Genomic DNA, 21779 nt, shown 5'->3' with positions numbered 1-21779 from the left:
AATTCGTAATCGTAACTTATAACAGGAAATGACGTTATTAAGCATAGACTGGTTTTTTATTCTTGAGAAAATACTGCTGATATCCGCAGTGTTGGTACTGTCACTGGTAGTAGCTATGTACTCTACCTGGGGCGAAAGAAAGGTGGCTGCCTGGATCCAGGACCGTTTAGGCCCTAACCGCGCAGGTCCGCTGGGATTGCTGCAACCCCTGGCCGATGGTGGTAAACTCTTCTTCAAGGAAGAGATCATCCCAACCAACTCTAACCGGTTCCTCTTCGTTCTGGGCCCTTCCATCGCCATGCTGGTGGCCTGTATGACCAGTGCCGTAATTCCATGGGGCGATACCCTGACCATTGCTGGCCGCACCATTTCCCTGCAGGTAGCTGATGTAAACATCGGTATCCTGTTCATATTCGGTGTAGTGAGCATGGGCGTATACGGAATTATGATCGGTGGCTGGGCATCCAACAACAAATACTCCCTGCTGGCCTCTGTGAGGGCTGCCTCCCAGATCATTTCCTACGAACTGCCAATGGGTCTGGCGCTGATCGCATTGCTGATGCTGACCGGCACCCTGAGCCTGAAGGAAATCGTGGAGCAGCAACGTCATAGCATGTGGAACGTGGTATACCAGCCGCTGGGCTTCTTTATCTTCCTGATATGTGCTTTTGCGGAAACTAACCGTACGCCGTTTGACCTGCCGGAAGCAGAGAACGAGCTGAATGGTGGTTACCACCTGGAATACTCTTCCATGAAACTGGGCTTTTACCTCTTTGCGGAATATATCAACATGTTTGTCAGCTCTGCGCTGATGGCCACTATGTATTTTGGTGGATATGCCTTCCCTGGCATGGACAGCCTGGGCGTTAGTCCCAATCTGCTCACCATACTGGGCTTCCTGGCATTGTTTATCAAAATACTGGTGTTTATATTCTTCTTTATGTGGGTACGGTGGACGATCCCAAGATTCCGTTATGATCAGCTGATGCGTCTGGGCTGGAGAGTGATGATCCCGCTGGCACTGGCTAACATGCTGATTACCGGAGCAACTGTATTGGCTCGTCAACACTAATTTCTTTTACTTTTTACACACTTTCGGGTGTGGACTAAATAAAGCATTTCTTATGCAATCATTAACAAACAGGGCAAAACCGGTAGACCGCAGCCCGATGACCCTTGCGGAAAAAATGTACATTCCTGCCATTGCGAAAGGTATGAGCATTACCCTCAAGCACTTATTCAAACGTAAGGCTACCGTAAGTTTCCCGGAACAGAGACGTCAATTCAGCCCGGTATTCCGTGGTTTACACGTACTGAACCGTGATGAGGAAGGCCGTGAAAGATGCACCGCCTGCGGCCTTTGTGCTGTAGCCTGCCCGGCAGAAGCCATTACCATGGAAGCTGCTGAAAGGAAGCCCGGAGAGGAAAACCTGTACAGGGAAGAAAAATATGCGGCCAGGTATGAGATCAACATGCTGCGTTGTATTTTCTGCGGATTCTGTGAAGAAGCCTGCCCCAAAGACGCCATTTACATGTCTGAAACCTTCGCTCCTTCCAACTATCAGCGTAAAGGCTTCATTTATGGAAAGGATGATCTGTTGATTCCTAATCCGAAACAACAGGGTAAATAATATTATTCACAGTGCGCATTAGCTAAAAATACAATAGTCAAACATAGAGATGGGAATGAGTATACAACAAATAATTTTCATGGTGCTTTCTGTCATCGCCCTGGTTTCGGCATTGGGCGTAGTACTGAGCAAGAATCCTGTGACGAGCGTATTGTGTCTGATCGTAACCTTCTTTACCATTGCAGGGCATTATATCATGCTGAACGCCCAGTTTCTGGCCGTGGTGCATATTATTGTGTATGCCGGTGCGATCATGGTATTGTTCCTTTATGTGATGATGCTGATGAATCTCAATGCAGAGCTGGAGCCTCAGAAGCGTAACTGGCTGAAATACGCCGGCGCTATCAGCGGTGGTGCCTTACTGGTAGTACTGGTAGCTGCCCTGCGTGATGCCAGCATGCCTGCAATCGGTACAGCATCTACAGATATAGGGTTGATCAAAAACCTGGGACAGATGTTATTCAAACAATATGTAGTGCCATTTGAGGTGAGCAGTATCCTGTTCCTCAGCGCAATGGTAGGCGCAGTTGTTATTGGTAAAAAAGACTAATACTACACGGGCTTTACAGGCCCGCTATTCGTAATTCCTAATTTTTTATTATGCCTGTTCAATATTACATATTCCTGAGTATCGCCCTGTTCTGTATTGGTGTGATGGGTGTATTGATGCGTCGTAATGCGATCATCATCTTCATGTGCATAGAGCTGATGCTCAATGCGGTAAACCTGTTGCTGGTGTCTTTCTCCAAAATGTGGGCAGACGCAGGAAGAGTAGATGCCGGATCAGCGCAATTGTTTGTATTCTTTATTATGGTGGTGGCAGCTGCGGAAGTGGCAGTAGGCCTGGCTATCATTACAATGGTCTACAGAAATACACATTCAGTAGATATAAACATTCTTAACAGGCTGAAAAATTAATAATTCATCCTCTTAATTATTAATTGTTTCGACGTCGTAAATAGAATTGATAAATGATTAATCTAGTTTGGCTGGTACCATTTTTACCATTATTGGGTTTCCTGGTGAATGGGTTGGGACGCAGATTTTTATCCAAGTCTCTGGTAGGATTTATCGGAAGCGGCTCTGTCCTCGTTTCCTTTGTGGTAAGCTTATTGATATTTTTTGAGGTGAAAGCCCCGGGATTTCAGGCACAGGTGGTACACCTGTTTAACTTTATCTCTGTTGGCAGCCTGCACATCCCCTTTGCATTCCAGGTAGATCAACTGAGTGCATTATTTCTGCTGATCATTACCGGTGTGGGTACCCTCATCCACATTTACTCCACTTCTTACATGCATGATGAAAGCAACGAAGGTTTTGCGAGATATTTCGCTTATCTCAACCTCTTCGTGTTTTCCATGTTGATACTGGTACTGGGCGCCAACTATGTGATGATGTTCATCGGATGGGAAGGTGTTGGTTTGTGCTCTTATTTGTTGATTGGTTTCTGGTTTAAAAACACCAGTTATAATAATGCTGCCAAAAAAGCATTCGTGATGAACCGCATTGGTGACCTCGGTTTCCTGCTCGGTATCTTCTTCATGATCATGCAGTTTGGCACGGTTACTTTCCCTGAAGTATTTGCCAAAGCGGCACCACTGGGTATGAACAACCCTACTATTGCAGCTATTGCGATGCTGCTGTTTGTAGGTGCAATGGGTAAATCAGCTCAGATTCCTTTATATACCTGGTTGCCAGATGCGATGGCCGGTCCTACACCGGTATCAGCCCTGATCCACGCGGCTACCATGGTGACTGCCGGTATATACATGATTGCGCGCAGCAATGTGATTTATACGCTGGCACCGCATATCCAGACGATAGTAGCTATCATTGGTCTGGCTACTGCACTGTTTGCAGCTTCTATCGCGCTGAAACAAAACGACATCAAAAAAGTGCTGGCCTACTCTACTGTGAGCCAGCTGGGTTATATGTTCCTGGCACTGGGCGTAGGCGCGTATTCTGCTGCCGTATTCCACGTAATGACACACGCTTTCTTTAAAGCCCTGTTGTTCCTTGGTTCCGGCTCTGTTATCCACGCTATGGGCGGTGAACAGGATATCCGTAAAATGGGTGGTCTGAAAAAATACATGCCCACCACCAACTGGACTTTCCTGGTAGGCTGCCTGGCAATTGCCGGTATCCCTGGTTTCTCCGGTTTCTTCTCCAAAGACGAAATACTGGCGCATGCATATGCCAGCAACCCGATCCTGTACGGACTGGGCCTGTTGGGTGCACTGATGACCGCTTTCTATATGTTCCGCCTCTACTACATCACTTTCTCCGGAAAGTTCCGTGGTACACATGAGCAGGAGCATCATCTGCATGAAAGTCCGTCTGCCATCACTATCCCTCTGATCATCCTGGCAGTACTCTCCATCTTCGGTGGTTATGTAGGATTACCGGAAGTATTTGGTACCAAAAACATGCTGGCAGAATACCTGTCACCTGTATTTGCGCCTTCTGCACCGTTTGTAACCGAACATCACCTGCCTCATTCCATGGAGTGGATGCTGATGGGGCTGAGCAGTGTGCTGGTGATCTGCTTTATCTTGATAGCCCGTCAGAAATTTGCTGCTTATGAAGATACCGGCAAAGAAAACATGGGTCTGGCTAAAGTACTGGAAAACAAATGGTATGTGGATGAGCTGTACGATGCTATCATCGTAAAGCCTTTGATGGAGCTTTCCCGTTTCTTCCGTGATACGGTTGAAAAAGCAGGTATCGACAAACTGGTAAATGGTGTTGGCCGCAGCGTACAATGGGGCAGCCAGCAGATCCGCCTGATACAGAACGGACAGGTAGGTTTCTACATCTTTGCCATGGTAATCGGTATGATCTTATTATTTGTGATCGGATTCTTATTATAAACCAATAGCGGAAGTTACAAGCGCAGATAAATTATGTTGACAGTTTTATTAATATTGATTCCTTTCATAGCGGGCCTTATTGCATTTGGCCTGAAAGGGTCCGGACCGAAGGTGCTGGGCATGATTGCATCCCTGGCGTCGGTGGCAATAGCAATAGGAGCTGGGTGCACTTTTCATGCATCACCCGACAAACTTTCTTTTGTTGCCAGCTGGATTCCCCAACTGGGAAGTCAGTTCAGGGTAGGATTGGATGGTATGGGCGTGATGCTGTGTTTATTGACAGCTATCGCTTTTCTCCTTGTTTTCATCACCATTTACAACCGCGATATCGAAAGGCCTAACGGCTTTTACGGATTGATGTTGTTATCGCAGGCCGGTCTGATAGGCGTTTTCACTGCCTTCGACGCGCTGCAGTTTTATATTTTCTGGGAGCTGGCACTGATACCGGTATATTTCCTTTGCTCTATGTGGGGCGGCGAAAAACGTATACCTGTTACCTTTAAATTCTTCGTGTATACTTTCCTGGGTTCGCTGTTGATGCTGGTAGGTATTATCTACCTGTATTTCCAGACCCCGGACCACTCTTTCAGCTGGACTTCCTTTACCAGTCTGCAGTTGAGCATGGGTGATCAGAAATGGCTGTTCTGGCTGTTCTTTGTGGCATTCGCCATCAAGATGCCGGTATTTCCTTTCCACACCTGGCAGCCCGACACTTACGATCAGTCTCCTACTCCGGTGACCATGATTCTGTCTGGTGTAATGGTGAAAATGGGTCTTTTCGGTCTGCTGCGCTGGCTGATGCCGGTAGTACCGCAAGGTGCAGCCATGTGGACTGACGTAGCTATCGTGCTGTCTATCATCGGCATTATCTACGCTTCCTGCATCGCTATCGTACAGAGCGACCTGAAACGACTGATCGCTTACTCCTCCATCGCGCACATCGGCCTGATGAGTGCCGCTATTTTTGCACACAACGAACAAAGCACACAGGGTGTATTACTGCAGATGTTTAACCACGGTATCAACATTATCGGACTGTGGATCATCGTAGAAGTAATCCAGAACCGTCTGGGTGTAAAAAATATGGACCAGCTGGGTGGTATGGCCCGCAAGGCGCCACGTATGGCTATCTTCCTCGTGATCATCAGCCTGGCGAACATCGGCTTACCGCTGACCAACGGATTTATCGGTGAGTTCCTGATGTTCAGCGGCCTGTTCCAGTACAACCACTGGTTTATGGCTTTCGCCGGACTGGGTATCATCCTGGCAGCAGTTTATACGTTGAATATGGTTCAGAAAGTGATTTTTGGTGAAGGAAATACCCTGACAGACAACACTACAGACTTACAGCCCGGCGAAACCCTGGCATTAAGCCTGGTGGTGATCATGATCTTTGTGCTGGGTGTTTATCCTCAGCCTATGCTGGATCTGGTAAGCAAGGTATTTTGAGATTACGGATTTATTGATTTAGGGATTTTACATAACTAAATCTCAAAATTCCAAAATCAGCAATTTTAAACGGGTTTTGTAACGCAACAATATGAATGCACTAATTTCTACTGCTTTATCGGGCGTTGTTCTGATGTTTGTCGGTTTATTTGTACGCAATAAGCAGCATATTAAATTTTTTGCCATCGCGGCCATCATCATAGCATTTATTGCTAACCTGGCGCAGTTTCCTTCAGTGGAGCTGGGCAGCTATACAATGTATGGTATGATCGAAGTATCCAGGTTCAGTGTGTTGTTTAATGCAGTGGCTTTAGGTGCAACCCTGTTATATTTCCTGTTGTCCGGGAGTGAGTTTGAAAAAGTGGGCGAGCATGTGGCAGATTATTTTGCCCTGATATTCTTTATCCTGGCAGGTATTTCCCTGGCCACCACTTTCAGCAACCTGCTGATGCTGTTCCTGGCGATAGAAATCATGTCTATCCCACAGTATGTGCTGGCGGGTACCGATAGAAAAAACCTGAAGAGCAATGAAGCTTCACTGAAGTACTTCCTGATGGGTTCTTTCTCAACCGGTATTCTGTTGATGGGTATTGCCCTGATCTACGGTGCTGCCGGTTCCTTTAATATCACCGAGCTGGGCCTGGGCGCCGACAGCGTTCATCCGCTGGCATTGTGTGGTATCATCCTGATGGCCTTTGCGCTGGCCTTCAAGGTGTCTGCCGTTCCGTTCCATTTCTGGACACCAGACGTGTATGACGGTTCTCCTACCGTATTCACTTCCTTTATGGCTACAGTGGTGAAAGCCGGTGGTTTTGTGGCTTTCCTCCGTATGTTCCATGTGAGCTTTGCGGGTGGTGCCATCAGTGAACACTGGACACTGATACTGTCAATTATTACTGCCGCTACCCTGATACTTGGTAACTTCAGCGCGGTGTTCCAGCTGAGCGTAAAACGTATGCTGGCATACTCTTCTATCGCGCAGGCAGGTTTTATGCTGTTTGCGGTGATTGCCATCAACCAGTTTGCCGCACAGGGTATCATACTGTATGCAGCAGCTTACAGCATTGCCACCATCGGTGTATTTGCTGTGCTGATGAAGCTGAAAGACTATACTTTTGAAGGATTTAACGGTCTGGCCAGAAAGCAGCCGCTGCTGGCACTGGCTGTAACAATATTCCTGTTCTCTCTGGCCGGTATCCCGGTAACTGCAGGTTTCTTCGCGAAATACTTCGTACTGTCTGCAGCTATTCAGCATGGGCATCTCCTCTGGCTGGTGATTGTAGGGGTACTGTGTGCTGCTATCAGCGTATACTACTATTTCCGCGTGATTATCGCCATGTATTTCAAGCAAGGTGATCCTGAGGTAGAACCAGTGTCCAATGGCTTTAAAGCAGCCCTGATACTGGCAGTAGCCCTGGTGCTGGTACTGGGACTGTTCCCCAACCTGCTGATAGGTTGCCTGTAATAAATAATCGGTTACGAATAATATAATAAAGCGAAGACCGGAGTGGTAAATCCCCTCCGGTCTTCGCTTTTCAGTTGAAATATATCTAAGCCCGCCTGAATCCCCATTTTACCATTTGTAATTCGTAATCTCTAATTCGTAGTTTTTCACCTGAATTGCCTTAACTTTATTATATGCGGTTTTTAGATATATTTTCCCTTGCTTATCGTTCCGTGAGTGGCAACAAATTGCGCACGGGCCTTACCATTGCTATTATCGCGGTAGGTATTACTGTCCTCGTCGGCATTCTCACTGCCATCGACAGTATGAAAAACAGTATTTACAGCAGCTTCGCCAGTATGGGGGCTAACAGCTTTTCCCTGCGCAACAGGGATATGCAGGTGCATATCGGAAATGACGATGCTAAAGCTTCCAAAGGAAATAAAAATGTCAAAAAAGTAAGGAAGTCCAACAGTAATAAAACGATTAGCTATCAGGAAGCGGTGCAGTTCAAGGAAAGATATACATTCCCCGCTATCGTCAGCATTAACTTCAGAGCTTCAGGTATCACCACCGTATATAAGGATGATAAAAAGACCAACCCCAATGTAAACGTTATCGGTGGAGATGAAAATTATCTTGATATCTCTAATTATACCATTGAGGACGGCCGTAATTTTAATGCATTGGACGTTTCTTCCGGTCGTAATGTGGCCATCCTGGGTAAAGACGTGGCAGAAAAACTGTTTGGCAAAAAGCTTAAAAACGTAGTCAATAATACCATCCGGGTGGGTGATATCCGCTACCGTGTGATAGGCGTACTGCAAAGCAAAGGTAGCAGTAACCTCATGAGCGCGGATAATGTGGTGATTACTACGGTCAACAATACACGAAGAATATTTAACCACCCCAATGCTTCCTATCAGGTAGGCGTGGCTGTGAAAGATATCCGGCAGCTGGAAGCCGCACAAGGGGAAGCAGTCGGTCTTTTCCGTGTCATCCGTAAACTTGATCTCAACGAAGAAGATAACTTCCTCATCAGTAAAAGCGATAGTATCGCAGAGATGCTGTTCTCCAGCCTTAGCAAAGTAAACCTGTTTGCCGTTGTTATCGCATTTGTGACCCTCTTTGGCTCTGCTATCGGTCTGATGAATATCATGCTGGTGTCTGTGGCCGAAAGAACCCGCGAAATAGGCGTTACCAAGGCGTTGGGTGCTACCAGTCACACCATCCGTAAACAGTTCCTGTATGAAGCCATCATCATCAGTGTGATGGGTGGATTGATAGGGGTGTTTATGGGTATGTTGCTGGGCAACATTGTATCAGCCCTGCTGAAATCCTCCTTTATCATACCTTGGCTGTGGATACTCATTGGCGTGAGCCTTTGTGCAGCTGTAGGGCTTATCTCCGGTATTTATCCTGCATATAAGGCGTCCCGCCTGGATCCGATTATCGCGCTGCGGTACGAGTAGAATTCCCGGGATCTATTTATTATATTGTTCTTTCCTAAAAAGAAAGAACATATGCCACTATTGATCGTTATTGCAGCCATTATCTTGCTGGTTGTACTGGTTACCTGGTGTAAGATAAATACCTTCCTTTCTTTCCTGATTGTATCCCTGTTGATGGGACTGGCCCTGCATATGAAAATCGGGGACATTACTCAGTCTATCCAAACCGGTATTGGTAAAACACTGGGCTCTCTCATCGTAGTCATTGTATTTGGCAGTATGCTGGGTAAACTGGTAGCCGAAAGTGGTGCTGCGCAGCGGATTGCCGGCGGGCTTATGAAGCTGCTGGGGGCCCGTTATATCCAGTGGTCACTGATGCTGACAGGTTTTATTGTGGGCATACCGTTGTTTTATAACATCGGTTTTGTACTGATGGTACCGCTGATTTTTACGGTGGCAGCACAAACGAAGCTGCCTGCTGTTTATCTGGGCATTCCTATGCTGGCCTCTTTGTCTGTCACCCATGGATATCTGCCGCCACATCCATCTCCTACCGCGCTGGTACAGCAGTTTCACGCCAATATGGGACTCACCCTTCTCTATGGTATATTACTGGCGATACCAGCTATTATTCTGGCCGGACCTGTGTTTTCGAGGTACCTGAAACGGTATACAGGTGAGCCTGGAAAGATGTTTGTAGCAGCTGCTATGCCAGAAGACCAGCAGCCGGGTATGATGCCCAGCCTGTTTGCAGCCATGCTGCCGGTATTGTTGCTGGCGGTGACAGCCCTGCTGAAAGTATGGATACCAGCAGATCAGGCTTTGTATCACTGGGTCACCTGGTTGGGGGATCCGCTGATCGTAATGCTGCTGGCAGTACTCAATGGTATGTATCTGTTGGGAATACGGCGAGGTATGACATCAAAAAAGATATTGGGTCTTATGGATGATGCTGTAAAGGATGTGGCGGTAATTATCCTGATCATCGGAGGCTCCGGCGCGCTGACGCAGCTGTTGCATGACAGTAAGGTTAGTGAATATATTGCTGTTACCCTGCAAAATATGCATATGCATCCATTGTTGCTGGCATGGGGTATCGCAGCTATTATCAGGGTTTGTATTGGTTCTGCCACGGTGGCGGGCCTCACCACGGCAGGTATTGTTGCACCACTGATCGCTACTTCAGGCGTCAATCCCAACCTGATGGTATTGGCTACCGGCGCAGGCAGTCTGATGTTTTCCCATGTTAATGATGCTGGCTTCTGGATGTTCAAAGAATACTTTAACTTGTCTGTAAAAGATACGATCAAAACATGGTCGGTGATGGAAACAATCGTTTCCGTAACAGGACTCATCGGTAGCCTGTTACTAAGTATGATTGTATAACATGAACGAATAAACGAAAATTATAACCTTCAGAAATTTAATATAAAACAGAAATGGATTGGTATCAACTCAGCAATACAGACCAGATAGATTCACCCGCTATTGTGGTGTATAAAGACAGGATCATACAAAATATTGCACTGCTCAAAACCATGATCGATGATATACAACGGTTACGGCCACACGTAAAGACAAATAAAATGTCAGAAGTGGTGCAGTTGATGCAGGAAGCCGGCATACAGCGCTACAAATGCGCTACCATCGCTGAAGCGGAAATGCTAGGCATGGTGAAAGCGAAAGATGTATTGCTGGCATATCAACCGGTGGGACCTAAAGTAATACGTTTACTGGAACTGGTACAACGTTATCCTGATACCATATTTTCCTGCCTCGTAGATAACAAGGTCGCGGGCGAAGCAATCAGCGCGGTTTTTGCTGCGCAGCAAAGGAAATTACCGGTATACCTCGATCTGAATGTTGGTATGAATCGTACCGGCATCAAACCGGATGAAACGGCATTGTCATTGTATCAATATCTGCACACATTGCCCGGCATTGAGCCCATAGGTCTCCATGCCTATGACGGACATCTGCACGACACGGAGATGGATATACGAAAAAGACGTTGTGATGAAGCTTATGCACCGGTACCTGTTTTACAAAAGGCTATAGTAACCGCTGGTTTGCCGGAGCCGGTTATCGTTGCAGGTGGCTCACCTACTTTCCCGATACATGCAGCGAGACCACATATTGAATGCAGCCCTGGTACCTTTGTATTCTGGGATTGGGGATATGCTAAGAACCTGCCGGAACAAGCTTTCCAGTGGGCTGCTGTAGTCCTCTCCAGAGTTGTCTCTATCATTGATGGGCAGCTGTTATGCCTTGATCTGGGACATAAATCCGTTGCGGCAGAAAATCCGCAGCCCCGGGTACATTTTTTGAATGCACCGGAAGCGCGGCCGGTTTCTCAAAGTGAAGAACATCTGGTATTAAGAGTTGCTGATACGGCTGCTTATCCTATCGGGACGGTGTTTTACGGCATACCACTGCACATATGTCCTACTATCGCGTTGTATGAAAAAGTATATGTAGCAGAAGATCATGTTTATTCGGCTACCTGGAAGGTTATAGCCAGAGACCGGCAGATTATTCTGTAAATCATAAAAAAGGAGAGCAGCTGAAATGCTCTCCTTTTTTATGGACGTTCCTGTGAAACATGTTTGATTAAAACATTCATGCTGGAATCTATGGTGGCAGCTACTTTATGGGTATTCTTCAGTTGGCGGGCATCCGCGATCGGTAGTAATTTTTTATAGAGCACAATAGTGTGTCCGTCTTTATCACTATACACCAGCACTTTCAACGGCAGGTCGATACCGGTTTCCTGATCTTCCTGCATCAGTGCGGTACCTACTTTAGGATTGCCGATGATAAATAATCGCGTGGGTCTTAAATCAAGTCCGGCCTGCGTTGCTTCTCCTGCATGATCAATGATGCAGAATACTTTTATGTTTTTTTCTTTTAAAACAGTTTTCAGCCTGTCGACTGTTTGTTCAAATGAGTATAGACTGATATACCGGCCATGCTGGCTATCATCAGCAGAGGCATGCCTAAAGATCATAGTCAGTAGTATTAGAATTGTTTTCATATTAGCAGCATACTATTCGGAGAAAAGATCATTGAAACTCTCAGCCATTGATGGATGCGTATAAATATTGTCCCGCAATGTCTTATAGCTTAAAGCATTGTTTATGGCGAGTTGTACGATGTTGATCAGTTCATGGGCTTCGGCACAGAAAAGTGTACAACCGAGTATTTTTCCGGTTGGGATGTCAACAATCGCTTTTAGGATACCGTCTTTCTGTTGTAGTATGGCTGCTTTGGGTATGCCAGCGGCTTTTATCCGGAAGGTTTTGAAATGCAGCCCTTTTTCAGTTGCCGTCTTCTCATTAAGTCCTATGCGGGCATAGGGGAGGCTGAGAAAAACAGCTGTAGGATAGAGCAGTCTTTTATCTGTGGAATTATATGGGCCTGCGGATAGCTGATTTTTGATGATCCTGAAATCATCCAGCGAAATATAGGTGAATTGCGGGCTTCCGTTTACATCTCCTAAAGCCCATATATTTTCTGCTGTAGTTTGTAGTCTGTCGTTTACTTTGATATATCCTCGTTCATCGGTGGCTATTCCTGCGGCTTCGAGGTTCAGCCCTTTGGTTTCGGGTGTTCGTCCGGTTGCGATCAGCACAGCATCTGTAGGGAAACTTTCTTCCAGATGATCCTTTTTGTAAGTGACGATGGTTTGATTTGTTTGGGTGTCGAACTGTACTACGGTGGCTTCGGCAATTAGTTGCAGTCCGTTTTTGACAAGATGACCATGGATAGCATCAGCCACATCACGGTCTTCATGAGGGAGGAAGACAGCAGCACTTTCCAGTAGCGTTACTTTGCTGCCGAATTTCAGGAACATGTCAGCGAATTCGAGGCCGATAAATCCGCCACCTATGATGGTGAGGTGTTCCGGCCGTTCGCGGATATCCATTAACGTTGTACTGTTATAGATATTTTTTCCATCGATGCCTTTTATGTCGGGGATGGAGGGGCTGGCTCCGGTATTGATGAAAATACGATCGGCAGTAAGGATGACTTCCTGTTGTGCCATCTGTACCTTTACCTTTTTGGGGGAGATGAAAGATGCTTCTCCATCTATGATGGTAGCATAGTGGGTGTCGGCCAGTTTTTTATAGTTCTTCTTACGAAGATCGGTCACCAGGTTTTCCTTGATCTCATGAGAAGTTTTGTACGGCGTGCCTGCGTCTGCGTTGGTAATAAGTGACTTGCTGGGGATACAACCAATATTGATGCAGGTGCCTCCATACATGCGGTTCGACTTCTCTATGATAGCCACTTCTTCTTGCTGACTGGCAAAGTAAGCTGCCAGTGTTTTACCTCCTTTGCCAAAACCAATAATCAGATTTTTGTAGTGATGTTTAATCATCGCTGTAAATGATTTTATACACTAACAAAATTACCAGATGAAAGTTGTGGCATGAATGGATAAAACAGGCTTTTACCTGGACAGATAGGGCCAAATAAAAAACGGCCGTCTTTCAGACGACCGCTTTTATCGAAGACTTGTTAAACATTAACGATGCTGTATCACTTTCAGGTTGTCTATCTCTCCTTTAAAACTATTAACCGTATCACCTATCATTTGCAGGGGGAAAACCAGTGTTTGCACTTTGGCGATTTTATCTTTGATGTTGGGAAAGGAGATGGTGGCTCCTTCCAGTTTTTCCACCAGTTGTCCGTTGATGAAAAGGGAAGTTCCTTTATGATCGCCTGAAATAGCCACGTGGGTCCAGGTTTCGGCGGGTAGTGTATAGTTAAAGTTGTAATGATAACCTTCCCGGGTAAAGCCCAGTTTGCCGGTTTGTTGCTGCAGTAATGTAACTACCGCATGAGGAGAGGAGAATATCACAGCTTCCGGCAGGTTGTCTTTAGTGGGTTTGATATCAAACTCCACCGTGTAGCCGTATCCTATTTCCGGGAGAGGTGTTTTTATGAAACTGTTGCCACCTTTGAGCAGCAGGGTTTTGGAAGGAGTGATGTCTGCATTGTGTTTTTGCTGTGCAGCTCTTTTGTTGGCACTGATATCGTTGACTGCCGGAGTAGAGAAGTCGTATGACAATACGATGCTATCGCGGCTGTTTATTTTTGCGCGCATGTTTAATCCGGGACCTTCTCCAATCTGATGGCTATGTTGTGAGAAGGAGTTGTAGTTGCTTTGCAGGGTATGGCCGTTCCACATTTTTTCGGCCAGCACCTGCATTGCCGGGAATACGCGGTCATGCACATCTTTTTCGGTGATGCCATTGCCCGGATGGTCGTTCCATACGGCAAAGGAACCGCCTCTTATCTGTGGGTGTCCTATCGGGAAAACAGCTTCGCCAATCATGTTTGGCTCCCAGTTGTCGTATAGTTTGGGAAGGTTTAGATAATCATGATAATAACCTGCGGCAGGTACGATATACAACCATCCATCGGGGCTACTGATGAGGTCATAACCCTGACGCATCATATCAGCAGGATCTGCATAACCGTTATACCAGGCATTCATGGTAACGCCGGCTGATTTTACCGGGGTGGTACCCTGGGCATGTGTGAGAGAGCCCCACATTCTTACCTTTTTGCCGAAGCTTTCCACAAAACGGATGTAATGGTCTGTAAAGGCCCTGAATTTCTCCGCTTCTTTTTTGGAGTACTCATCTGTACCGATATGTACTTCATCGCCTTTAAATACCTTTTCCGGCCCTTCCAGGTACTCTTTAAACACTTTGTCGATCATCGCATAGGAGGCACTGTCCAGATTGAGGTGGTCCCGTCCGTATTTCAGGCTGGCTATTTGTGGTACCGCTTTGGTGAAAGCAAGGGAGTGTGCTGGAACATCTATCTCCGGTATAATGCGTACTGCAAAGCTGTCTGCCAGGCTTTGAAGGGCCAGGAACTCCTTCTTGGAATAAGACCCGTCGCGGGCGGTAAGACCCGGGAAGGTATTGTTTTCCAGCCGGAAGGCAGAGTAAGTGCTGTCCCAGTTGTTGCCAAAGAATTTCTCAAACCCGTTGTCATTAAGATGTATGTGAAAATCGTTCATTTTGTAGTAGGACATGAATTTCACATAGTGCCGGAGAAATTCCATAGTGAAGAATTTCCGGCCAACGTCCAGTACAAAACCTCTGACCTCGTATTTAGGATAGTCGCGGGTGATGCCTTGCGGAATACGGCGGTGTTGTGGGTCTTGTTCCAGTATCTGCAACAGGGTCCGGGTAGCCCAGAACGCCCCTCTGGCATGAGTAGCCTGTATTGTTATCTGATTGCCGATTTCCATCTGGTATCCTTCATCGCCTAGCTGGCGGTCGGGTGACTGCAAGGTGAAGAAGATATCACCTTTACGGGGTTGTCCCTGACGTATGCTGATTTGCCGGTTGCCGGTAAGTAACCGGAGATCATCCCGGAAAGCAGTTATACCTGGCAATAACGCAGACGCATATACGGGATCTATCGCCAGTGTAATAGTGGCCGGAAGAGTATAGGAACCATTGCCTCCATACCATTCGCGCAGCGCGGGAATCACAAAGGGTGCGGGGTTTCCGGCACTGGCGGTGTATCTTCCCGGTATGGTCACCTGGATGTTAGGCACATCCATAATAGCCTGGTCGCTGTTTCGCTGTAATACAAAATAGAGGCTGACCGGGGTGTTTACCAGCGGCGTAGTGATGTGTCCCTGCTGGTCTACCACAGGCAGGTGGTCAGTACCCCTGAGTTGTAGGCTATAACCGTCTGGTGCAGCGGGCATGGGCAGTTGCCGGGTGTTGCCATTAATGGCCGGTGTTGATTTGATGGAGGCCGCAAGACGGGCGAAGGCAGCAGAATCTGCAATTTGTTGGGCTGCTGCAGATTGCCATAACAATCCTGATAATGCAGCCAGGCATATATATTTCATTGTTCACTTTATTTACAAGGCTGACCAACATGCTGGTCAGCCCTCTGCTAAAAATACTCTTTTCCCGGATTTTTTTTCCGGGGTTTATTCCATGTGAGTTTCTTGTTTTCCGGCTTTGATTTAGGGATAGGCACAGATAAAAGGCATCTGTAGATACCCATGGGAAGGAATATATATCAAGTGGGTAGTCTTCTTAAAAAAATAAATGTGATAATACATTAGTCTCGTCAAATGATGCAGGTTTCAGTTCCTGAAACATAGTGTATTGTTCAGCGGTGAACAGGGGTTTGAGTTTGGCTCGCAGCCCGTTCTGCATGCTGTTGATTTTAGATTTATAGGCAGGCTGATTGTTTTGCTGTAAAGGCAGAATATTTATTTTTTGTTGCAGATAGGAGGTAACGATATTGAGTAGTCTGGGTTTTTGTTTGTCGGTGAGTGAGAGGGATTTGTCCAGTTTGGCAACGATGGAGTTAGCAGTGCCTTCTACGTTCATAGTAGGTGCCTGTCGATGGAGACGTGGAAGAAAGCTGGTGGCAGCGTTAACAGTAGTAACGGTGACTGCCACCAGCAAAAGGAATGAGAATAATTTTTTCATATGCAGTGGAGAATTGATAGTTACGGTATGTATCTCAATATACTAAATACCTGTAACATCTCCCTGGTCCTACTGTATCACCATTTTTACATAGCGGGTACGTTCGTTTGCATTGTCCTCCTGGGTTTGATAAATAGCAATAAGCGTTTTGTTATCAATCCATTGTACTTTGTCGATACCATATTTTTCCAGGGACACATCTCCAACGAGGCGCAGGTTTTTATTGTTTATTTCAAACAACTGAAAGCCATTCACGTCAAAGCCAGCTGCTATGTCCATATTTGAGCACATGAAATATTTTTTATCAGGAGAGATGGCAGGAGGGCCCCATACATTGAGGGTATCGCCATTGTCGGGGTTGAGCAGTTCAAAACCCGTTCCTTCATAAAAGGTGAGCGATAACACATGTCTGTGAAGAGCGGGATAGTAACCGGCATAAAAGTAATGCACGTAATCACCGCCTTCCTCTTCGTTGTCTGCACGCACTTTCTGTTGCCCGTTGGTCAGCTGGAAAACCAGTGAGGTGCCTACACGTTTAACAGTACTGTCTTTGGCGAGGGTCCTGGTTTCGGAAGAGTCCACCGGATATTTATAAGCAGGATATTGCTCAAAGGTGGCTTTATCGATAAGGTAAACCAGGAGTTGTTTGTCACCTACCTTAAGGGTGTCAATAATGTTGAGGTGTGCGCTGGTGGGGTGTTCGGACTGGGTACTGTCTTTTGACGTATAGGCGCTGTCGTTGGTAGCATTTCCTGTGCTTTTGCCGGAATTGCAGGCCCACAGAAGGTTAACGGCCAGTCCCAGCAATAATAGTCTTTTTATCATAGTACGGAATTTTACTTTGTTGTAAAGGTTCAATATTTATTTTTAGCGGTGGGGAAGCTCCCTAACCTTACTGCATCACCATTTTTATAAAGCTGACACGTTGCTTTGAAAAGTCCTCACGGGTTTGATAAGTGGCAATAAGCGTTTTGTTATCAATCCATTGTACTTCATTGATACCGTATTTTTCAAGGATTATATTGCCGATAGGCACAATGGTTTTGTTTTTGACTTCAAACAACTGAAAACCGTTCTCACGAAAACCATATCCAAGGTCCAGGCTAGGGCAGAGGAAGTATTTTTTGTCCGGGGAGATAACGGGTGGAGTCCATAGGCGAAGGGTGTCGCCATTATCGGGATTGAGCAGTTCAAAATAGCTTGTTGCGTAAAAGGTGGCATCCAATCCATGTCTGTGCAGGGCTGGATAGTAACCGGCATACTGATAACGGGCAAAATCGTCACCCTCGGAATTTACATTGGTATGTATTTTTTGTTGCCCATTAGCAAACTGGAAGATCAGGTCGTCACCTACCCGTTTAACAGTACTGTCTTTAGCAAGAGCCTTGGATTCGGATTCGGGGTCTATGGAATGATCATATTCAGGATATTGCTCAAAGATGGCTTTATCGATAAAGTAAACGAAAAATTTTTTGTCGCCTACCGCTATGGTGTCAATAATGTCGGGGGCGTCGTCGATGGGCTGTTCAGACTGGATACTGTCATTTGGCGTATAGGCGCTGTCGTTGGTGGCATTTCCGGTGTCTTTGCTGGAATTGCAGGCCCACAGCAGGTTAACGGCCAGTCCCAGCAATAATAATCTTTTTATCATAGTAAGGGATTTTGGGGTACAAATGTAGGGAATTCCTCAGGGAGAAGCAGTATCACTTCAATCGTTTACCATCGTCCGGCGTGAGGGTGAAATAGAGGATATATCCTGCCAGCATACCACTGAGAAAACCTGTCAGATGGGCAGCATTGTCAATATCCTGTGCAAAGCTGACGGAGAGCAGGTTGAGGAGGATGAATAAACTGATATAAGCGAGAAAATTACGCCGGGGAACAGGAGGAAACAGGCGGGTGGTCAGCAGGGCCAGAAATACGCCATAAACTCCGAAAATAGCCCCGGAAGCACCTACACCTACTACCTGACGATGAAACCAAATACTGGCGTAATCAGACAGTAATCCGGTAAAAAGATAGACAATTCCAAAACGGACCTGTCGTATAACCGGTTCCAGGAAAACCCCTGCAATCAATAATCCCAGCATGTTGGTAAATAGATGCCACCATCCAGCATGGAGAAACATGCTGGTAAACAGGCGCCAGTATTGGCCTTCCCCGATGGTGAGCGGCCAGTAGTTGGCACCCCAGTGCAGCAACTGCGCCCCATTGCCCCACCAGCCGTTCATACCGGCTATCACAGTGAGCAGGTATATCAACAGGTTGACGGCTACCAGCAGCAAGGTAACCGGCATTAGTCTGAATCGGGTGCGGGTGTCCATCCATTAAAAGTTACGGATAATTCCCCGCATGGCGTTTATTGATAACTATAATCCAGATTTACCTGGGTATCCGAGTCCAGTTTGGTGTATCCTTCAGAGTGAAAGTGAACCCTGGCAGTGACAGGATAACCATTTTTACAGGCATAAAAGAACTGCATGGTGTTGTTCCGGAAGTACTGTTGCGAAGTCTTGCCATAGACAGCCTTCTGCTGTTCGTCCATTTTAATCAATGTAGGATTGTTGGAACTGACAGTCAGTAAAAAATCAGATAATTCAGGTAACGGAAGCGCCTGCCCCGGTGACAATCCTGGCACCATCACCAGCTGGTTGACCAGTGGCCGCAAGGGATTAATCGTGTCATCCCATTCATACCGGGCGCTGCGGATACAGATACTGGTATCCTGGCCATCGCTGGTGGTAGTATCTGTACTGATGTTTTTCCAGTCAGGGTTTCCATTGGTATAATTCCAGCTGATAGCCTGTGTGGAATCAATGTACTTAAGGGCTACAGGCATTCCTTTTTTCCAGGTGAGACGGGCAGTTTTGACGGGGATATTGTTAGTATCGTAATACTTGACTACTGTAACGTTACCCAACGGGTCCCAGGCGCTCACAGTCGCCTTCTGATCGATAGTGGTATGGCCACGGTCCTGGTAGGCAGATTGCATGCCTGCCAGCCTGTTGGAGTTGTCGTATTGGAAGGAATATATCTGACTGGCATCTTTCCGGTAATGTTTGGTTAGCCGAATGAGATGGCCGGCAGTATCATACTGAAAAGAATATTGTGGGATGCTGTCGCCATGTATAGTGATGGCTGTCAGCCGCACAGGTGTTGTTTTTTTGTTTTTGTGCGTGTTGCAGGCTGTCAGGAGCACTGGGATGAGGAAACAGAAAAGGTATTTTTTCATACTGGCGGAATATGTGTATGAAAATACTAATAAGATTTGAGTTTTTCAGCGGTGGATGCTGAGGAGCTAGGATTACCAACCACCAGAATCCTCGGAGATAGCAAATTTATGTTTTAAGATAGTGGCGATCTCTTTATTTGTATAGGTATCACGAGTTGATTTATCATACACACTAAGAAGATATACCACTTCGTCCTGAATAATGGCCTGTATGATTACCCGCGCACCACTACTTTCTCCACATCCTTTATCAGAAATAGACATTCTTACTTTATAACAGCCTTTGCCTAGAGAAACGTTTCCTGTTATTGGATCTGACTGAAGTTTTTCATTTAGGGAAACAAAATCTTCTTTTATGTTGGGGTATTTCTTTTTAAGGTTTTTGGCTTCTTTTATAAATCGGGAAGTTGTAATTACCCTAAAAGTCTTTGAGGAAGTCTTCAAATGTGATTCCCGGGCGTTTCCCTGCGTGGATTTCTTCGGCTTCATTCAAGCTGCGCATTATTTTATTGACTTGCCTTTTGGCTTTTATCCGAACAATGCACCGCTTAATCCAATTAGGAGTTGGTCCAGGTGACTGGCTGTTAAAAGCTGATGTAACCTGGCCAGCGCTGTGTTTTTTCAATTGAAGTGCGTGTGCCATAAAGTGATTTTAAATATTGAATTAATGAGGAACAAACCTGAGTGTTTTGCCTTCCGGCTCAGTCGTTATTATAGCTTTTGAACAATGGTGATTTAACCATTTGGGATCCATAATCATCTTTTTAAATTTTTCAATGATTGTGGATTCAGGCATCACTTGGTTATTGAGCAGTTTCATATGTGATACATTACAAATATACCCCAAAATTATCACTCAGGATATTGTCAATTGTTAACCACTTCCAAACGCAAAAAAAAATCCCGGACTGACAGGCAGTCCGGGATTTTTTTATTCCGGTAAACCGGATGAATACTACTCAGCTACAACTTCAAACTCCATTTCGGTTTCGTTGCCTTTACCGAAATCCAGGCGTGCTTTGTAAGTACCTAATTCTTTAACATCATCCAGGATGTGGATGCGGCGACGGTCAATTTCGTAACCTTTCTGTTCTTTGATAGCACGAGCGATCTGAACACCAGTTACGCTACCGAAGATTTTACCGGAAGTACCAGTTTTAGCGCCGATTTTAACAGGAGATGCTTTCAGCACTTCCACCACTTTCGCGATTTCAGCCAGCAGTTTTTCTTCTTTCACTTTCTGCACTTTCAGGCGCTCCTGCAGTTGCTTCAGGTTGGAAGGGCTAGCTTCTACTGCGAATTTCTGAGGAATCAGAAAGTTCCTGGCGTAACCATTCTTTACGGTAACCAGTTCATTCTTCTGACCCAGGTTATCTACGTCTTGTATTAAGATAATTTGCATAACTTCTTACTTTAAAAGGTCAGTAACATAAGGCAATAAAGCCATTTGACGAGCTTTTTTAATAGCCTGGGCTACTTTACGCTGAAATTTCAGGGAGTTACCTGTGATACGGCGGGGCAGCATTTTACCCTGGTCGTTCAAAAATTTCTTCAAAAACTCACCGTCTTTGTAATCTACGTACCTGATGCCCATTTTCTTGAAACGGCAGTATTTTTTCTGACGTTTCTCGGTTTTTACGGCTGTTAAGTACTTGATTTCCTGTTTTTTTGGTTTAACTGCCATAATTTTAAGCTTCAGTAGTTTTAGATTCTGCATTTACACCATGTCTCTTGCGGCCGTTGTATTCTACAGCGTGCTTGTCAAGCGCAGTGATCATGTGACGTAATACATTTTCATCGCGGTTCAGCTGGATTTTCAGCTTCTCATTGAGGTCGGATGGCGCAGTGTATTCCAGAACCACATACATTCCTGTAGTTTTTTTCCGGATAGGATACGCCAGTGATCTTAATCCCCAGGGATTTTCGTGCGTAATGTTTCCGCCGTTATCTTTAATGATATCAGCGAATTTTTTCTGAGCCGCTTTGTAGTCGTCTTCAGAAAGCACAGGGGTAAAGATCACCATCAATTCGTAGTTCATAATTCCCTGTTTTAATTGTTTTAAATAAAAAAATTGGATCGCAAAGATACTGAACTATTGATAATTTCCGCGTTACCCTACCCATTTATCCCTAAATATCTTGTCTTTTCTCCATTTTAATGTGTAAGTGTCTGTAAACCAATATGAAAAAAGCCGTCCCGCATTGCGGAACGGCCTATCAA

Annotated in this window: 22 protein-coding genes; 10 read left to right on the top strand and 12 right to left on the bottom strand. The window is 45.8% G+C overall.

What is annotated here, in order from left to right:
* The first annotated feature begins 28 nt into the window (after positions 1 to 28).
* From nuoH to DF182_RS08880, 10 genes are all read left to right on the top strand, one after another.
* Positions 29 to 1072, top strand: coding sequence for an NADH-quinone oxidoreductase subunit NuoH (nuoH, locus tag DF182_RS08925; RefSeq protein WP_211327084.1), 1044 nt, complete (start codon positions 29 to 31; stop codon positions 1070 to 1072).
* A gap of 52 nt (positions 1073 to 1124) precedes the next feature.
* Complete coding sequence (gene nuoI / locus DF182_RS08920) at positions 1125 to 1631, top strand: NADH-quinone oxidoreductase subunit NuoI (protein ID WP_113615289.1); 507 nt, start codon at positions 1125 to 1127, stop codon at positions 1629 to 1631.
* Positions 1632 to 1686: 55 nt separating this feature from the next.
* Complete coding sequence (locus tag DF182_RS08915; RefSeq protein WP_113615288.1) at positions 1687 to 2181, top strand: NADH-quinone oxidoreductase subunit J family protein; 495 nt, start codon at positions 1687 to 1689, stop codon at positions 2179 to 2181.
* 50 nt (positions 2182 to 2231) lie between these two features.
* The gene (gene nuoK / locus DF182_RS08910) at positions 2232 to 2549 is read left to right on the top strand and encodes an NADH-quinone oxidoreductase subunit NuoK (protein WP_113615287.1); all 318 of its coding nucleotides are present in this window, start codon (positions 2232 to 2234) and stop codon (positions 2547 to 2549) included.
* Positions 2550 to 2602: 53 nt separating this feature from the next.
* Complete coding sequence (gene nuoL / locus DF182_RS08905) at positions 2603 to 4501, top strand: NADH-quinone oxidoreductase subunit L (RefSeq protein ID WP_113615286.1); 1899 nt, start codon at positions 2603 to 2605, stop codon at positions 4499 to 4501.
* 33 nt (positions 4502 to 4534) lie between these two features.
* A complete protein-coding gene (locus tag DF182_RS08900; RefSeq protein WP_113615285.1) occupies positions 4535 to 5950 on the top strand; it encodes a complex I subunit 4 family protein in 1416 nt (471 codons plus the stop codon).
* Positions 5951 to 6041: 91 nt separating this feature from the next.
* The gene (locus DF182_RS08895) at positions 6042 to 7415 is read left to right on the top strand and encodes an NADH-quinone oxidoreductase subunit N (RefSeq protein WP_113615284.1); all 1374 of its coding nucleotides are present in this window, start codon (positions 6042 to 6044) and stop codon (positions 7413 to 7415) included.
* A 173-nt stretch (positions 7416 to 7588) separates the two neighbouring features.
* Positions 7589 to 8866: an ABC transporter permease gene (locus tag DF182_RS08890; protein WP_113615283.1), complete on the top strand. Its 1278-nt coding sequence runs from the start codon at positions 7589 to 7591 to the stop codon at positions 8864 to 8866.
* 51 nt (positions 8867 to 8917) lie between these two features.
* Positions 8918 to 10231 carry a gluconate:H+ symporter gene (locus DF182_RS08885; RefSeq protein WP_113615282.1) on the top strand — a complete coding sequence of 438 codons (1314 nt, stop codon included), beginning with the start codon at positions 8918 to 8920 and terminating at the stop codon, positions 10229 to 10231.
* A gap of 53 nt (positions 10232 to 10284) precedes the next feature.
* The gene (locus DF182_RS08880) at positions 10285 to 11388 is read left to right on the top strand and encodes a D-TA family PLP-dependent enzyme (RefSeq protein WP_113615281.1); all 1104 of its coding nucleotides are present in this window, start codon (positions 10285 to 10287) and stop codon (positions 11386 to 11388) included.
* 38 nt (positions 11389 to 11426) lie between these two features.
* On the opposite strand, the gene DF182_RS08875 is transcribed toward DF182_RS08880, so the two are convergent.
* The 12 genes from DF182_RS08875 to rpsF form a co-directional block, all read right to left on the bottom strand.
* Positions 11427 to 11852, bottom strand: coding sequence for a DUF302 domain-containing protein (locus DF182_RS08875; protein WP_161964100.1), 426 nt, complete (start codon positions 11850 to 11852; stop codon positions 11427 to 11429).
* A 39-nt stretch (positions 11853 to 11891) separates the two neighbouring features.
* On the bottom strand, positions 11892 to 13226 hold the full coding sequence (locus tag DF182_RS08870) for an FAD-dependent oxidoreductase (protein ID WP_113615279.1): 1335 nt from the start codon (positions 13224 to 13226) through the stop codon (positions 11892 to 11894).
* 147 nt (positions 13227 to 13373) lie between these two features.
* A complete protein-coding gene (locus DF182_RS08865; RefSeq protein ID WP_211327083.1) occupies positions 13374 to 15731 on the bottom strand; it encodes a family 20 glycosylhydrolase in 2358 nt (785 codons plus the stop codon).
* 193 nt (positions 15732 to 15924) lie between these two features.
* Positions 15925 to 16326: a hypothetical protein gene (locus tag DF182_RS08860; protein ID WP_113615278.1), complete on the bottom strand. Its 402-nt coding sequence runs from the start codon at positions 16324 to 16326 to the stop codon at positions 15925 to 15927.
* A gap of 69 nt (positions 16327 to 16395) precedes the next feature.
* Positions 16396 to 17151, bottom strand: coding sequence for a hypothetical protein (locus tag DF182_RS08855; protein WP_147243387.1), 756 nt, complete (start codon positions 17149 to 17151; stop codon positions 16396 to 16398).
* 67 nt (positions 17152 to 17218) lie between these two features.
* Positions 17219 to 17977, bottom strand: a complete 759-nt coding sequence (locus tag DF182_RS08850) for a hypothetical protein (protein WP_113615276.1) — start codon at positions 17975 to 17977, stop codon at positions 17219 to 17221.
* 52 nt (positions 17978 to 18029) lie between these two features.
* Positions 18030 to 18650: a rhomboid family intramembrane serine protease gene (locus tag DF182_RS08845; RefSeq protein ID WP_113615275.1), complete on the bottom strand. Its 621-nt coding sequence runs from the start codon at positions 18648 to 18650 to the stop codon at positions 18030 to 18032.
* Positions 18651 to 18685: 35 nt separating this feature from the next.
* Positions 18686 to 19558, bottom strand: a complete 873-nt coding sequence (locus tag DF182_RS08840) for a hypothetical protein (protein ID WP_113615274.1) — start codon at positions 19556 to 19558, stop codon at positions 18686 to 18688.
* Between the two features lie 72 nt (positions 19559 to 19630).
* Positions 19631 to 20047 (bottom strand): hypothetical protein, encoded by a 417-nt coding sequence (locus DF182_RS08835; RefSeq protein WP_113615273.1) that lies wholly within the window; start codon positions 20045 to 20047, stop codon positions 19631 to 19633.
* A gap of 466 nt (positions 20048 to 20513) precedes the next feature.
* On the bottom strand, positions 20514 to 20960 hold the full coding sequence (gene rplI / locus DF182_RS08830) for a 50S ribosomal protein L9 (RefSeq protein ID WP_113615272.1): 447 nt from the start codon (positions 20958 to 20960) through the stop codon (positions 20514 to 20516).
* Positions 20961 to 20966: 6 nt separating this feature from the next.
* Positions 20967 to 21275, bottom strand: a complete 309-nt coding sequence (rpsR, locus tag DF182_RS08825; RefSeq protein ID WP_317048412.1) for a 30S ribosomal protein S18 — start codon at positions 21273 to 21275, stop codon at positions 20967 to 20969.
* Complete coding sequence (gene rpsF, locus DF182_RS08820) at positions 21247 to 21597, bottom strand: 30S ribosomal protein S6 (protein WP_245957394.1); 351 nt, start codon at positions 21595 to 21597, stop codon at positions 21247 to 21249. The genes rpsR and rpsF overlap by 29 nt, the downstream gene beginning before the upstream one ends.
* Positions 21598 to 21779 lie beyond the last annotated feature (182 nt).

This window comes from Chitinophaga flava (assembly GCF_003308995.1).
GTDB lineage: Bacteria > Bacteroidota > Bacteroidia > Chitinophagales > Chitinophagaceae > Chitinophaga > Chitinophaga flava.
The sequence above is the reverse complement of the archived record's forward strand: the minus strand, read 5'-3'. Positions and strand labels throughout refer to the sequence as shown.

Excerpts from the sequence above, each read along its gene's own strand:
- nuoH (WP_211327084.1), top strand. The coding sequence starts at position 29 with ATGACGTTATTAAGCATAGACTGGTTTTTTATTCTTGAGAAAATACTG.
- nuoI (WP_113615289.1), top strand. The coding sequence starts at position 1,125 with ATGCAATCATTAACAAACAGGGCAAAACCGGTAGACCGCAGCCCGATG.
- DF182_RS08915 (WP_113615288.1), top strand. The coding sequence starts at position 1,687 with ATGAGTATACAACAAATAATTTTCATGGTGCTTTCTGTCATCGCCCTG.
- nuoK (WP_113615287.1), top strand. The coding sequence starts at position 2,232 with ATGCCTGTTCAATATTACATATTCCTGAGTATCGCCCTGTTCTGTATT.
- nuoL (WP_113615286.1), top strand. The coding sequence starts at position 2,603 with ATGATTAATCTAGTTTGGCTGGTACCATTTTTACCATTATTGGGTTTC.
- DF182_RS08900 (WP_113615285.1), top strand. The coding sequence starts at position 4,535 with ATGTTGACAGTTTTATTAATATTGATTCCTTTCATAGCGGGCCTTATT.
- DF182_RS08895 (WP_113615284.1), top strand. The coding sequence starts at position 6,042 with ATGAATGCACTAATTTCTACTGCTTTATCGGGCGTTGTTCTGATGTTT.
- DF182_RS08890 (WP_113615283.1), top strand. The coding sequence starts at position 7,589 with ATGCGGTTTTTAGATATATTTTCCCTTGCTTATCGTTCCGTGAGTGGC.
- DF182_RS08885 (WP_113615282.1), top strand. The coding sequence starts at position 8,918 with ATGCCACTATTGATCGTTATTGCAGCCATTATCTTGCTGGTTGTACTG.
- DF182_RS08880 (WP_113615281.1), top strand. The coding sequence starts at position 10,285 with ATGGATTGGTATCAACTCAGCAATACAGACCAGATAGATTCACCCGCT.
- DF182_RS08875 (WP_161964100.1), bottom strand. The coding sequence starts at position 11,852 with ATGATCTTTAGGCATGCCTCTGCTGATGATAGCCAGCATGGCCGGTAT.
- DF182_RS08870 (WP_113615279.1), bottom strand. The coding sequence starts at position 13,226 with ATGATTAAACATCACTACAAAAATCTGATTATTGGTTTTGGCAAAGGA.
- DF182_RS08865 (WP_211327083.1), bottom strand. The coding sequence starts at position 15,731 with ATGAAATATATATGCCTGGCTGCATTATCAGGATTGTTATGGCAATCT.
- DF182_RS08860 (WP_113615278.1), bottom strand. The coding sequence starts at position 16,326 with ATGAAAAAATTATTCTCATTCCTTTTGCTGGTGGCAGTCACCGTTACT.
- DF182_RS08855 (WP_147243387.1), bottom strand. The coding sequence starts at position 17,151 with ATGATAAAAAGACTATTATTGCTGGGACTGGCCGTTAACCTTCTGTGG.
- DF182_RS08850 (WP_113615276.1), bottom strand. The coding sequence starts at position 17,977 with ATGATAAAAAGATTATTATTGCTGGGACTGGCCGTTAACCTGCTGTGG.
- DF182_RS08845 (WP_113615275.1), bottom strand. The coding sequence starts at position 18,650 with ATGGACACCCGCACCCGATTCAGACTAATGCCGGTTACCTTGCTGCTG.
- DF182_RS08840 (WP_113615274.1), bottom strand. The coding sequence starts at position 19,558 with ATGAAAAAATACCTTTTCTGTTTCCTCATCCCAGTGCTCCTGACAGCC.
- DF182_RS08835 (WP_113615273.1), bottom strand. The coding sequence starts at position 20,047 with ATGAAGCCGAAGAAATCCACGCAGGGAAACGCCCGGGAATCACATTTG.
- rplI (WP_113615272.1), bottom strand. The coding sequence starts at position 20,960 with ATGCAAATTATCTTAATACAAGACGTAGATAACCTGGGTCAGAAGAAT.
- rpsR (WP_317048412.1), bottom strand. The coding sequence starts at position 21,275 with ATGCAGAATCTAAAACTACTGAAGCTTAAAATTATGGCAGTTAAACCA.
- rpsF (WP_245957394.1), bottom strand. The coding sequence starts at position 21,597 with ATGAACTACGAATTGATGGTGATCTTTACCCCTGTGCTTTCTGAAGAC.